Raw genomic sequence first — 12,969 nt, forward strand, 5'->3', positions numbered from 1 at the left:
AAGTGGATTGTTCCGGGGGATCGGCTAGATGACCGCGCCGGGATTGAGAATCCCGTGCGGATCCAGGGCGTCTTTGATACGGCGGGTGAGTGCCATCACATCGGGCCCGAGCTGATCGGGCAGCCAGGCCTTCTTGAGCCGGCCGACGCCGTGCTCACCGGTAATGGTGCCGCCCAGGCTGATCGCGAGGTCCATGATCTCGCCGAAGGCCCGGTGCGCGCGCTCGGCCTCGGCCGGGTCGTTCGGATCGTGCACGATCAGCGGATGGGTATTGCCGTCACCCGCGTGCGCGATGACCGAGATGAGCACCTCGCGGGCACGGGCGATCTCGGCAATGCCATTGACCAGATCGCCGAGCCGGGGGAGCGGTACGCCGACATCCTCCAGCAGCAGCGGCCCTTTGCGTTCCACCGCCGGGATGGCGAATCGCCGTGCGGCGCAGAACGCCTCGCCCTCATCCTCGTCGTCGGTGCGGAAAGCCTCGGTGGCCCCGGCTTTTTCACAGGCGGCCAGCATGATGTCGGCCTCCTGCCCGGCGTGTTCGCCGGGGGCGTCGGAACGCGCCACCAGCAGTCCGGCGGCCTTGCGGTCCAAGCCCATTCGCAATTCGTCCTCGACCGCGTTGATGGCGACCGAGTCCATGAATTCCAGCATGGACGGCCGCAGCGCCCCGGTAATGGCCAGAATCGCCTCGGTCGCGGCCGTCAGCGTCGGGAAGGTGGCGACCACGGTCGACTGCGGCGGCTGTGCGGGCAGCAGCCGCAGCGTGAGCTCGGTAATGATCCCCAGCGTGCCTTCGCTGCCCACGAACAGCTTGGTCAGCGACAGCCCCGCGGAATCCTTCAAGCGCGGCCCGCCGAGCCGCACCACCGTGCCATCGGCGAGCACCACCTCCATGCCGAGCACGTAATCGGTGGTGACCCCGTATTTCACGCAGCACAGCCCGCCCGCATTGGTGGCGGCATTGCCGCCGATGGAACAGATCTCGAACGACGAGGGATCCGGCGGGTACCACAGCCCCTGCTCCGCGACAGCCCGCTTGACCTCGGCATTCAACAGCCCGGGCTGCACCACGGCCGTCCGCGTCACCGGATCGACGCTGATCTCCCGCATCTTCTCGGTGCTCAGCACCAGCGCCCCGGACTGCGCGGTGGCCCCACCGGACAGGCCGGTGCCCGCTCCGCGCGGCACGATCGGCACCCGGTGCTCGTTCGCCCACCGCACCACCGCCGCCACCTGCGCGGTGGTGAGCGGCCGGACCAGAGCCAGTGCGGTTCCGGCGTCCGGATCCAGTGCCCGGTCCTGTCGGTAGGCGAGAAGGATTTCCGGATCGGTCACCACCATGCCCGCGGGGAGCAGGTCGCGCAGGGTGTCGAGATCGACGGCGGAGCTGTTCGGGTGCACACTCAGAAACTACGTCGTCCCGCCACGTTTGTCCGTAACCGTTCGCCGGGTCAGTGTGCGGAGCCCGAGGTCAGCGCCAGCCGGAGGAGGCCGAGGAGGTAGGAGACGATATCGGGCTTTCCCTGGGGCAATGTGGGGTCCATGGTGAAACGTCCTTTCTCGCAACAAGATCGGATTCGATGCTGCCACGGTCGCGCGGTCCGGCGAATCCCTGGCTTCCGGTGCCACGACAAAGAGGGGCGCGAATTCCCGGGGGGTGCCGCGCCCGCTCCCGGTGCTCAGTCGGCGCTGGTTCGCGTCAGCATGACGGCCGCGGCCAGCACCACCGCGATGACGGCCAGGGCGCTCAGGCCGGCGACTTCCATGGCGTGCACGAAATCGCCGGTGCTGTGCGCGGTGCCGAGGGCGCTGAAGAAGATGGTGCCCAGCACGGTCGCGCCGATGGCATTGCCGAACTGCTGTGCGGAGGTGAGCACGCCCGCGGCCATGCCGGCCTGATGGCCGGGGATGCCGGAGGAGAGCACCGCGCCGATGGTCGACGGGATGGCCATGCCATTGCCCGCGCCGACCAGCATCATGCCGGGGATCAGCACCGCCGCGCTGACCGCCGGGCCGTACCAGGCCAGCACGCCGCTGGTGACCAGCATGCCGAGCAGGCTGATGCTCGCGCCCAGCAGGATGACCCGAGTGCCGATCCGCTCGGCGATGCGGCGGGCGAAGAAGGAACTGAGCGCGAAGCACAGGCCCAGCGGGGCGAAGGTGAGCCCGGCGGCCAGCGGGTCCATGCCGAGCCCGTTCTGCAGCAGCAGGGTCAGGCACAGCATGAAGCCGGCGAAGAAGGTCAGGTAGCCGCCGGAGATCACCATGCCCGCCAGGAACTTCCGGTCGCCGATGAGGGTGGTGTCCAGGACGGGCTGGCCGCCGGTGCGCAGCAGCCGGTTCTCGTAGCGCAGGGTCGCCAGCAGCACGGGCAGTGCGGCGGCCATGGCCGCCCAGGTCCACAGCGGCCAGCCTTCCGGGCGGCCGAGCGTCACCGGGATCAGCACCAGCGCGAGCGCCGACGAGATGCCCAGGGCGCCGATCAGATCCAGGCGTGGGCGGTGGGTCTGCTCGTACCGGGGCAGCCAGCGGGCGGCGAGCACCGCGGCGACGAGGCCGATGGGCACATTGATGAGGAACAGGGTTCGCCAGCCCAGGCCGAACAGGTCGAGGTCGAGCAGCACGCCGCCGAGCACCTGGCCGGCCACCGAGCCGAGACCGACGGTGGCGCCGAATCCCGCCATGGCCCTGGGGCGTTCGTGCGCCGGGAACATGGTGTTGATGAGGGCGAGCAGCTGCGGGATCATGGCCGCCGCGGTAATCCCTTGCAGCACCCGGAATCCCACCAGTGACCAGGAGTTCCAGGCGAGCCCGCAGAGCAGCGAGGCGAGCACGAAGGCGAGCATGCCGAAGACGAACATGCGCCGATGGCCGAACAGATCGCCGAGCCGGCCGCCGGTGACCAGCCCGCTGGCGTAGGCGAATCCGTAACCGCCGACCACCAGTTCCAGGGCGGCCTCGGAGGCGCGCAGGTCGTGCTGCAGGGACGAGGCGGCCACATTGACCACGAAGTAGTCGAACATGGCCATGAACATGGCGCTGAGGATGACCGGCAGCGCCCGCCAGCGAGCGGCGAACTCGCCCGGCGCCGCGGAGAGCGCTGTGGCGGGCGGAGTGTGAAGAGTTGTCACGTCGTTCTCCCGAACGGGTAAGCGGGGAAATGGGGGACGCGCGACGCGACGTTGCGTCGTGTGATGCGAGTTCTCGCGAAGTCAACCAACCGGTTAGTTGGAACTATTCCACGCCGTCCGAGCCTGTGTCAACTGGTTGGTTGGTTACCATGGCAGACATGGCTCCCAGGGATCCCGAGGCGACGAAGGCGCGCATCTTCGCGGCCGCCATGGCCGAATTCGCCGCTTACGGCATCGCCGGGGCCCGGGTCGACCGCATCGCCCGCAATGCCAATGCCAACAAGCAGCTCATCTACGCCTACTTCGGCGACAAGCAGCAGCTCTTCCATCAGGTCCTGGAGAAGGCCGTCCTCGACGTCGCCGAATCGGTGACCACCGATATCGAGGACCTCGACACCTGGATCGACGAGCACGTCGACTACCACCGCGAGCACCCGGAACTGCTCCGCCTGCTCATGTGGGAGGCCCTGGAACTCGGCCCCGGCAGCGGCACCGCGGGCGAGGTGCGCGCCGAGCGCTACAACCAGAAGCGCGTCAAGGTCGGCGCCGCGCAGGGCAAGGGCCTCATGCGCAAGGACATGCCCCCCGGTTATGTCCTGCTGCTTCTCATGGGCATGATCAACTACCCGGCCATGCTGCCCCAGGTGGTCCCGTTCATCCTGGACGGTCCCGACGATGTGGACGCCATTCGCGCCTGGACCAAGGATGCCATCCGCCGCGTCGTCGGCGCGCCGCAGTAAACTGCCGCGGTGTCCGATCCAAAGCTCGAAATCCAAATGCTGCACGACCGCGTCATGGTGCGTATCAACCAGGAGGCGGGCGAGCGGCGCAGCAGCGGCGGCATCCTCATCCCGGCCACCGCCCAAGTGGCCAAACGCCTCTCGTGGGGTGAGGTCTGCGGCGTCGGCTCCCACGTCCGCGCCGTCCACGTGGGCGACCAGGTCCTCTTCAGCGCCGAGGACCAGTACGAGGTCGAGATCCAGGCCCAGGCCTACTACGTCCTGCGCGAACGTGATCTGCACGCCGTCGCCAACGAGCGCCCCGAGCACGGCACCGGCCTGTACCTGTGAACCACGACGGCCCGGATCCCTGCATCGGGACCCGGGCCGTTCGCCATCGTCAGAGCGTCTTGACGGTGCCGCCGTCGATGACGAAGTCCGCGCCGACGATATTCGCCGCCCGCTCCGAGCTCAGGAAGGCGACCAGATCGGCCACCTCCTCCGGCTCGGATATCCGGCGCGAGGCGATGTCGAACTGTTCCGGCAGGACGGCGAGGAAATCCTCCTGCGCAACGCCATTGGCCGCCGCGAACTTCGCGCCGATGCTGTCCGGGCCGCGCCAGATCGACGTGCCGACCACGCCCGGCGAGACGGTGTTCACCCGTACGCCCTGCGGGCCGAACTCCTCGCTGAGCCGCTTGCCCAGCGCGGTGAGGGCCGCCTTGGCCTCGCTGTACCCGGCGGGTCCGACGGCCGGGACGCGGGCGTTGATCGAGGAGACGTTCACGATCGCGCCGCGTCGTTCGAGCAGGCTCGGCAGTGCGGCGCGAGTGGTGGTGACGACGCCGAAGAGGTTGAGCGCGAACACGTCTCGCCACTGGTCATCGGTGATGTCGAGGAAACCGCCGAGCGTGAGCTTGTTCCCGTCGCCGCCGCCGACATTGTTGACCAGGATGTCGAGTCCGCCGAGCTCGGCGAGCGCCGCGTCGACCGCGTCGACGGCTCCCGCGGTGGTGCTCAGATCGGCGGATACGGTTCCGGCCGCGGCCTTTTCGAGTTCGGGCGTAATGGTGCGGGCGACGCCGAACACGTGCACGCCCTCGGCGGCCAATGCTTCGGTGACGGCCAGTCCGATGCCCCGGCTGGCGCCGGTGACGAGTGCGGTCTTGCCGTTCAGTCCGAGATCCATGATGCGTACCTTTCTTGAACTACAGGTCAAAAACTAGGGCGGAAGAAAAGGCCGCCTGTCGCGGCCTTGGATCAGAGTGTGGTCAGCGCGGTGTCGATGATCCGGTACAGCGTCGTGTGATCGGAGCTCTTGGCCGAAACCCGAAGCCCCATAATGGTGTTCAGCAGGAACTCGGCCGTGGCCCGCGGATCGGCGTCGGCCCGCACATCCCGGTCGCGCTTGCCCTGCTCGATGCGCGCGATGAACACCTCGATCATGTGCTGCTGCGCGAGCGAGACGGCGCGAGTGGCCTCCGCGTCATGCCCGCCCAGCTCCATGGCGGTATTGACCATCATGCAGCCGCGCCGAACCGATTGCGCCAGATCGGAATCCACCGTGAACCGCATCCAGGCCCGCAGCCGTTCCCGGGTGGTCCCCGGCTGGTTCAAGATCTCGGTGCAGAATTCCACACCCTGCCGGTCGTAGCGCTCGAGCGCCCGGTCGAACAACTCCCGCTTACTGCCGAAGGTGTTGTACAGACTTCCTTTTCCCACGCCGGTGGCCTCGGCCAACTGCGCCGGCGAGGTATTGCCGTACCCATGGGTCCAGAACGCCTCCATCGCGCGGTCCACCACCGTGTCCGCCTCGAAGGTGCGCGGCCTGCCCATGACATGAAAATACCCCGTTCTTGACCTCAAGGTCAAGAACGGGGTATCTCCGTGAATTCGCTACAGCGCCTTCAGTTCCTCGGTGACCGCGCCGACGGACTTCTTGGCGTCGCCGAAGAGCATCGAGGTGGTGTCCGCGTAGAACAGCGGGTTGTCGATGCCGGCGAACCCGGAGTTCATCGAGCGCTTGAGCACGATGACCGACTTGGCCTGGTCCACGTTCAGCACGGGCATGCCGTAGATCGGGGACGAGGAGTCCTCGCGCGCCGCCGGGTTGGTGACGTCGTTGGCGCCGATGACGAGGGCGACGTCGGTGCGGCCGAATTCGCCGTTGATGTCGTCCATTTCCTTCATCGCGTCGTAGGAGACCTCGGCCTCCGCGAGCAGCACGTTCATATGGCCGGGCATGCGGCCCGCGACCGGGTGGATGGCGTACTTGACCTCGACGCCCTTGGCTTCGAGCAGGGCCGCCATCTCCTTGACCGCGTGCTGGGCCTGGGCGACGGCCATGCCGTAGCCGGGGACCACGATGACCTGGTTGGCGTAGGCCATCTGGATCGCCGCATCCGCCGCGGAGGTGGCCTTGGCCTGCTTCTGCTCGCCGCCCGATGCGCCGGGAGCCGTTCCGCCACCGCCGAATCCGCCCGCCACGATGGCGGGGATGGAGCGGTTCATGGCCTTGGCCATGAGATTGGTGAGGATGGTGCCGGACGCGCCGACGATCATGCCCGCCACGATCATGGCGGTGTTGTTGAGCGCCAGACCCGCTGCGGCGGCCGACAATCCGGTCAGTGCGTTGAGCAGGGAGATGACCACGGGCATGTCCGCGCCGCCGATGGGCAGCACCACCATGAGGCCGAGAATGCCCGCGGCGACCAGCAGGCCGATCATCCACAGCTGCGACACCCCGCCGTCGGCGGCGCCCAGGCCGATGACCACGGCCGCCGCGACCGCGGCGATGAGCAGCAGGATGTTCAGCGGCTGCTGCAGCTTGCCGATGCCGATCGGCTTGCCGGGCAGGATCTCCTGCAGCTTGCCGAAGGCGATGACCGAGCCCCAGAACGAGATCGAGCCGATGATGGCCGCGAACAGCGAGCCGACAATGATGTGCACGGTCGGCTCTTCCCCGTGCTTGAACGCGGAGAAGCCGGTGGTGTCGAGGAATTCGGCCCACGCGATCAGCGCCACGGTGCCACCGCCGACGCCGTTGAAGGCGGCGACCAGCTGCGGCATGGCCGTCATCTTGGTGAACTTGGCCGGCGGCACGCCCAGGGCGATACCGATGACCAGGCCGGCGATGATGATGATCCAGTTGGTGGTGTCGCGAATGGAGATGAAGGTCGCGATGACCGCGAGCCCCATGCCGAACGCGGCGATCCAGTTGCCGCGCACCGCGGTCTTCGGGCCGGTCAGGCCCATCAGGCCGTAGATGAACAGCGAGAAGGCGACGATGTAGAGGATATTGACCAGGTTGTCCATGTCAGCGGTCCGCCTTCACTGCGTCTTCGCGCTTCGCTTCGGCCGCCGGCGCGGCCTTCTTGCCCTTGAACATGCCGAGCATGCGGTCGGTGACCACGAAACCGCCGACCACGTTCAGGGTTCCGAAGACCAGGGCCACGAACAGAATGATCTGAATGCCGATGGAGGGGTCCTCCATCTTGCCCAGCGTCACCAGCGCGCCGAGCACGACAATGCCGTGAATGGCATTGGTGCCGGACATGAGCGGGGTGTGCAGGGTATTGGGCACCTTGGAGATGACGGCGAAGCCGACGAATCCGGACAGCACCAGAATGGCGATATTCGCCAGCAGTTCGGTGTACATCAGGCATCCACCTCACGGGTAACGCAGGAGTCCGCGAGCACCTGGTCCTCGAAATCGGGCGCCAGCGCACCGTCTTTCAGCATGAGTTCCAGCAGCGCGGCAATGTTCTTGGAGTACAGCTCGGAGGCGTGCTCGGGCATGGTCGCCGGTAGGTTCAGCGGCGAGGCAATGGTGACGTCATGGCGCACAACGGTTTTGCCGGGCTCGGTGAGCTCGCAGTTGCCGCCGGTCTCACCGGCCATATCGATGATCACGCTGCCGGGCTTCATGCCCTCCACCGCGGCGGCGGTCACCAGGCGCGGCGCCGGGCGGCCCGGCACCAGCGCGGTGGTGATGACCACGTCGAAGCCCTTGATGGCGTCTTCGAGGGCCTGCTGCTGCTGAGCGCGCTCCTCGTCGGTGAGCTCGCGGGCGTATCCGCCCTCACCGGCGGCGTCGATGCCGAGATCGAGCCACTGCGCGCCGACCGACCGTACCTGATCGGCGACCTCCGGGCGCACGTCGTATCCGGTGGTGCGCCCACCGAGGCGCTTGGCCGTGGCGAGGGCCTGCAGGCCTGCGACGCCCACGCCGAGCACCAGCACGGTCGCCGGCTTCACGGTGCCCGCCGCGGTGGTGAGCATGGGGAAGAATCGAGTGGATTCCGAGGCGGCCAGCAGCACGGCCTTGTAGCCGGCGACATTGGCCTGCGAGGACAGCGCATCCATGACCTGCGCGCGGGAGATGCGCGGAATCGCTTCCACCGCAAAGGCCTGCACGCCCGCCGCCTTCAGCGCGCCGATCTTGTTGTCGGCATTGCGCGGGGCGAGGAACCCGATCAGCGTCTGCCCTTCGGACAGCTTCGCGATCTCGGAGTCATTGGGCGGCGCGACCTTCACGACCACGTCCGCGCTCCACGGATCGCCGATGGTGGCACCGGCCTCGGTGTAGAGCTCATCGGGAATGAGTGCGCCCAGACCGGCACCGGACTCGACGATCACCTCCACGCCCTGCTTGCGCAGGGACGGAATGATCTTCGGCACCAATGCGACACGTCGTTCGTCCGGGTTCGTCTCACGAACCACGCCGACGCGCGCACCGCGGGGCGCAGCGGTCTGTGCGCTCTGCGTTGTGTCCACTTGTCTAACTTCCTTCTCGGTCCAACGGTGGGCCGAACTTACTGCTGAGTAAGTTCGTGAGAATTCTCGCAACTGTACCCGGTCCGCGGTGAGCGTAGCGGAGATGACCATCACACTGCGTGGTGCGAAGGGCTCCGCGGGGCTCCGGACTGTGCATTGTGCTCAATCGAATCGCCTGTGGCGGTATTCCTGGAGAAGCGGTGTGCCCGGACCATTCCTCCTGGCTGGAACCCGCCTTTCTATTGTGAAACGGACTCGCCAATCGTGCGCGGCGCGATGACCTGCGACAAGTACGTACATAGGGGGCCGGTTACTTACGTAGGGGTGTGCGAGCAGGTGAGCCGCCCGCGGGGGGCCGCCGGGGGTGTCGCGCATCACTCTTACGCCGTAATGTCTGCGGGGTGAGTGGCTGCATCTTCTGCCGGATCGTGGCGGGCACCGCGCCCGCGACGAAGGTATACGAGGACGACACCCTGCTGGCGTTTCTCGATATCCGGCCCATCACCCGGGGGCACACGCTGGTGATTCCCAAATGGCACGCGACCGATCTGGACGAGCTGACCCCGGCGCTGGGCGCGCAGCTGTTCACCCTCGGTCACCGGCTGGCGAAGGCCCTGCGCCGCAGCGATCTCGGATCGCACGCGGCGAATCTGGTCATGAACGACGGCAAGGCCGCTTTCCAGACCGTGGGCCATGTGCACCTGCACGTGGTGCCGCGCCGCGATGGTGACATGTTCACCTTCGCAAAGGGATTCGTGCTGCGCCGCCCGCACGACCGGGAGGCCACGGCCGCCGCCATCCGAGCCGGATTGGACCGGCTCGCCGCCGAGGAGAAGGAAACCAGCGCATGACCGACACGGTGCCGGACCGCGCCGATATCGCCGCCGCCCTATCCGGCCAGTGGGACGCGCTCACCCGGCTAGTGGACGGGCTGGACGAGCCGGGCTGGCGGACGCCCTCGGCGCTGCCCGGGTGGACGGTCTTCGATGTGATCGCGCACGTCATCGGGGTCGAGTCCATGCTGCTGGGCGAGCCGACCCCGGAGATCGAGGTGGCCGGCGCGCACATTCGCAACGACATCGGCGCGCTCAATGAGAAATGGATCGAATCGCTGCGCCCGCTCACGGGTGCGCAGCTGCTGGCACGGTTCGGCGATGTCACCGGCCGCAGGTCGAAGGCGCTCGCGGAGACGAGCCCGGAGATGTGGGCCCAGCCGGTCCCGACGCCGGTGGGCATGGCTCCCTACGGCCGGTTCATGCGAATTCGCCTGTTCGACTGCTGGATGCACGAGCACGATATCGCCGACGGGCTGGGCGTCGCGGTCGACGAGGGCGGTGTGCGCGGCGAAACCGCGTATGAGGAACTGCTGCCCGGTCTCGGCAAGGCCGTGGTCAAGGGCGCGGCCGCACCGGAGGGTTCGCGGATCACCGTCGAACTCACCGGCCCGATCACGCGGCAGCTGCACCTCGAGGTGGCGGCCGGTCGAGCGGCCCTGGTCGAATCCCTGTCCGGCCCGGCCACCGTCGTCGTCGCCATGGACTCGCGCCTGTTCGCCCGCCTGCGCGGCGGCCGCACGACCGCCGACGCGCACACCGGCGAATTCACCCTTACCGGCGATAGCGACCTCGGCGACCGCCTGGTCCGCGCCCTGGCCTTCACCCTCTGAGCCGCGGTGCGACTGTTCCTGTCCAGCTACCGTTTCGGTGCGCACCAGGCCCGCCTGCTCGCCATGGTGGGCGAGCCGGGCCGGGTCGCGGTCATCGCCAATGCCTGCGACGCCTGGCCCTCGGCCTGGCAGAGCGCGGTGGCCAGTGATCTGTTCCCCTTGCGCCGCCTGGGTTTCCAGCCGGAGGTCGTCGATCTGCGGGAATATGTGGGCCGGAGCGCGGAGCTGGAGCGCACGCTGGCGCAATTCCCCATGGTGTGGGTGCGCGGCGGCAATACCTTCGTGCTGCGCGCCCAATTCGCCCGCAGCGGCGCCGATGTCGTGCTGAAACGCCTGCTGGCCGCGGATGCGCTGGTCTACGCGGGCTACAGCGCCGGCGCCTGCGTCATGACCCCCGATCTGCACGGGCTGGAATCCATGGACGATCCGGAGGAGGTCCGGACCGCCTGCGGCATCGAACCGCTCTGGGACGGACTGGGTTTGGTGGATCGGCCGATCGTCCCGCACCTGGATTCGCCCACCGATCCGGAGGGACTGTCCCGGAAACTGGTGCGCGACTACGCCGCCGCCGGAATCCGGCACTGGGCGCTCACCGACGACCATGCGGTGGTGGTCGACGGCGAGCGCCTCGACGTGCTGACCTAGTGGCCCTTGTGCCGCAGGCCGTGCCCGAGGGCGACGGCGGCGGCCCCGAACGCGCCGACGGACAGGATGGCGAAGCTGGCCACATAGGAATCCAGCGTCGGCACCTTGGTATCGGCGATGACGTGCGCCGACAGGATCGAGGCGGTGATCGCGCCCGCGATACTGCCGCCCGCGGTGCGCACCAGCGAGTTGATGCCGGAGGCGATCCCGCTCTCGCTCATGGGCACGTGCTGCACCGCCAGCGTGCCCAGCGCCGCGTAGCCGATGCCGAAGCCGGTGCCCTGCAGCACATTCGCGATGATCATGTCGTAGCCGTGCGCATGGGAGAACGTCAGCCAGGCCATGGACAGCCCGGCGAAGGCCGAGCCGATGGCGAGGGTGTACGCCGGTCCGATCTTCGCCGCGATCCGCCCGGTGCGGAACGAGAAGAACGTCATCAGCGCCGCGCTCGGAATGCCGTACAGACCGACCGCGAGCACCGAACCCGACAGGCCGTAGCCGACCTTGTCCGCCGGTGTCTGAATGAAATTCGAGATGAGCGTGAAGGATCCGAACATGGCGAAGCCGAGCAGCGCCGAGGCGATATTCGCCGACAGCGACTGCGGCCCGACCAGCAGTTGCAGCCGCACCAGCGGCTGCTCCACCTTCAGCTCGACGACCACCCAGATGGCGGTGAGCACGGCCGCGATGCCGAAAAGTCCCAGCACCGAACCGGATCCCCAGCCCCAGCGCGGGCCCTGGCTGATGCCGAGCAGCAGGCTCACCAGCAGTCCGGCCAGCAGCGCCGCGCCGAGGAAGTCGGGCTTGCCGCCGTGCCGCACGCCATTGTTCTTGGCGCTCACTTGAATCAGCACCGCGGCCACGACACCGAGCCCGGCGGTCAGCCAGAACACCGGGTGCGGATCCTGGGTGTGGTCGGCGATGACGCCGGTGACCAGCAGGCCGACAGTGCCGCCGACGCCCATGGTGCCGGAGACGATGCCGATGGCCCCGACCAGGCGCTCACGCGGGAAGGCATCGCGAATGATGCCGATGGCCAGCGGGATCATGGCCGCCGAGGTGCCCTGCAGGGCGCGCCCGGCGATATAGACGCCGAGCGAGTCCGCGAAGGCGCAGACCACCGAGCCGGCGATGAGCAGCCCCATGGCCACCATGACCATCGGCTTCTTGCCGTACATGTCGCCGAAGCGCGACAGCAGGGGAGTGGCGACCGCGCCGGTGAGCAGCGCGGCGGTGAACAGCCAGGTGACGCCGGAGACGTCGGTGTGCAGCTGGGTGATCATGCGCGGCAGCAGCGGAATGACGACGGTCTGCTGGAGCGAGACGACCAGACCGGCCGCGCACAGCGCGAGCAGGGTCAGGCCGAGATGAACCTGGGGGCGTTCGTCGGTGCCGGCGCCGACGCCCGGACCGACTGCGGTCGAAGTCATAGAATTCCTCGGGTTACTTACCGAAATTAAGTAAATGGATTTCGTAAGATAACCACATGCCGCCCCCGGAAGCCATCGGCCCCAACATTGACGCAGGTCACATAGTGGAGCTCGAACGTGCGCTCGCTAGGGTGTCCTACCTGCTCACGCGGGTGCGGCGGCACGACCGGGCCATGACCAAATGCGGCATCAAGATCGATCGTGCCAGCGTGCCGCTGCTCCGACTGCTCGCCGACGCGCCCGAGCCCATGCGGCTCGGCGAGCTGGCCGTTCGCCTCGATGTCGAGGCGCCGCACGTGAGCCGCCAGATCCAGCGCCTCGAGAAATCCGGCTTCGTCGAGCGCGTGCCCGATCCGGACGATCGCCGGGCCCAGCGCGTCAGCCCGACCGCCGACGGCCGCCGGGCCGTCGACTCCATCCGCGATGTCATGCGCGAGTGGATGCGAGAAGCCCTGTCCGAGTGGAGCTCCGAGGACCTGAAGGCCCTCGCGGTGCTCAATCACCGCATGGTCGACGCCTTCCTCGACCATGCCGAGCAGGCCGGCGATCTCGGCCCGCGCTCGCCGCTGGCCTTCGTCCGCGACCGGCCGTCCTGATCC

14 protein-coding genes are annotated in these 12,969 nt (G+C 68.0%); 6 read left to right on the top strand and 8 right to left on the bottom strand.

Translation table 11 applies throughout. The features are described from left to right. Positions 1-24: 24 nt before the first annotated feature. Positions 25-1,344: an FAD-binding oxidoreductase gene (locus tag ACYQ5L_RS06405; protein ID WP_459963339.1), complete on the bottom strand. Its 1,320-nt coding sequence runs from the start codon at positions 1,342-1,344 to the stop codon at positions 25-27. A gap of 338 nt (positions 1,345-1,682) precedes the next feature. Then, the gene (locus ACYQ5L_RS06410; RefSeq protein ID WP_459956215.1) at positions 1,683-3,134 is read right to left on the bottom strand and encodes an MFS transporter; all 1,452 of its coding nucleotides are present in this window, start codon (positions 3,132-3,134) and stop codon (positions 1,683-1,685) included. Positions 3,135-3,292: 158 nt separating this feature from the next. Here ACYQ5L_RS06410 and ACYQ5L_RS06415 point away from each other — a divergent pair, with 158 nt between their 5' ends. Further along, complete coding sequence (locus ACYQ5L_RS06415; RefSeq protein WP_459956216.1) at positions 3,293-3,874, top strand: TetR/AcrR family transcriptional regulator; 582 nt, start codon at positions 3,293-3,295, stop codon at positions 3,872-3,874. A 9-nt stretch (positions 3,875-3,883) separates the two neighbouring features. Continuing rightward, a complete protein-coding gene (locus ACYQ5L_RS06420; RefSeq protein WP_379200157.1) occupies positions 3,884-4,204 on the top strand; it encodes a GroES family chaperonin in 321 nt (106 codons plus the stop codon). A gap of 49 nt (positions 4,205-4,253) precedes the next feature. Here the strand turns inward: ACYQ5L_RS06420 and ACYQ5L_RS06425 are convergent, their stop codons facing one another. The 5 genes from ACYQ5L_RS06425 to ACYQ5L_RS06445 form a co-directional block, all read right to left on the bottom strand. Continuing rightward, positions 4,254-5,042, bottom strand: coding sequence for an SDR family oxidoreductase (locus ACYQ5L_RS06425; RefSeq protein WP_459956217.1), 789 nt, complete (start codon positions 5,040-5,042; stop codon positions 4,254-4,256). A 71-nt stretch (positions 5,043-5,113) separates the two neighbouring features. Then, positions 5,114-5,689, bottom strand: coding sequence for a TetR/AcrR family transcriptional regulator (locus ACYQ5L_RS06430; protein ID WP_459956218.1), 576 nt, complete (start codon positions 5,687-5,689; stop codon positions 5,114-5,116). Positions 5,690-5,749: 60 nt separating this feature from the next. Next, positions 5,750-7,168 carry an NAD(P)(+) transhydrogenase (Re/Si-specific) subunit beta gene (locus ACYQ5L_RS06435; protein WP_459956219.1) on the bottom strand — a complete coding sequence of 473 codons (1,419 nt, stop codon included), beginning with the start codon at positions 7,166-7,168 and terminating at the stop codon, positions 5,750-5,752. A 1-nt stretch (position 7,169) separates the two neighbouring features. Continuing rightward, entirely contained in the window at positions 7,170-7,511 is a 342-nt protein-coding gene (locus tag ACYQ5L_RS06440) for an NAD(P) transhydrogenase subunit alpha part 2 (protein WP_459956221.1), read from the bottom strand. Further along, positions 7,511-8,629: a Re/Si-specific NAD(P)(+) transhydrogenase subunit alpha gene (locus tag ACYQ5L_RS06445; protein ID WP_459956223.1), complete on the bottom strand. Its 1,119-nt coding sequence runs from the start codon at positions 8,627-8,629 to the stop codon at positions 7,511-7,513. The genes ACYQ5L_RS06440 and ACYQ5L_RS06445 overlap by 1 nt, the downstream gene beginning before the upstream one ends. 401 nt (positions 8,630-9,030) lie before the next feature. On the opposite strand from ACYQ5L_RS06445, the gene ACYQ5L_RS06450 reads away from it, so the two are divergent. The 3 genes from ACYQ5L_RS06450 to ACYQ5L_RS06460 are packed head-to-tail and all read left to right on the top strand — an operon-like array spanning position 9,031 to position 10,940. Next, the gene (locus ACYQ5L_RS06450; RefSeq protein WP_459956225.1) at positions 9,031-9,480 is read left to right on the top strand and encodes an HIT family protein; all 450 of its coding nucleotides are present in this window, start codon (positions 9,031-9,033) and stop codon (positions 9,478-9,480) included. Continuing rightward, positions 9,477-10,295 carry a maleylpyruvate isomerase family mycothiol-dependent enzyme gene (locus ACYQ5L_RS06455; protein WP_459956227.1) on the top strand — a complete coding sequence of 273 codons (819 nt, stop codon included), beginning with the start codon at positions 9,477-9,479 and terminating at the stop codon, positions 10,293-10,295. Before ACYQ5L_RS06450 ends, ACYQ5L_RS06455 begins: the two co-directional genes overlap by 4 nt. A gap of 6 nt (positions 10,296-10,301) precedes the next feature. Beyond that, positions 10,302-10,940 carry a Type 1 glutamine amidotransferase-like domain-containing protein gene (locus tag ACYQ5L_RS06460; RefSeq protein WP_459956229.1) on the top strand — a complete coding sequence of 213 codons (639 nt, stop codon included), beginning with the start codon at positions 10,302-10,304 and terminating at the stop codon, positions 10,938-10,940. On the opposite strand, the gene ACYQ5L_RS06465 is transcribed toward ACYQ5L_RS06460, so the two are convergent. After that, positions 10,937-12,370, bottom strand: coding sequence for an MFS transporter (locus ACYQ5L_RS06465; protein ID WP_459956231.1), 1,434 nt, complete (start codon positions 12,368-12,370; stop codon positions 10,937-10,939). The two genes, ACYQ5L_RS06460 and ACYQ5L_RS06465, sit on opposite strands and share 4 nt — an antisense overlap. Positions 12,371-12,501: 131 nt before the next feature. On the opposite strand from ACYQ5L_RS06465, the gene ACYQ5L_RS06470 reads away from it, so the two are divergent. Continuing rightward, on the top strand, positions 12,502-12,966 hold the full coding sequence (locus ACYQ5L_RS06470; protein WP_459956233.1) for a MarR family winged helix-turn-helix transcriptional regulator: 465 nt from the start codon (positions 12,502-12,504) through the stop codon (positions 12,964-12,966). Positions 12,967-12,969 lie beyond the last annotated feature (3 nt).

This window comes from Nocardia sp. IFM 10818, from assembly GCF_054655275.1.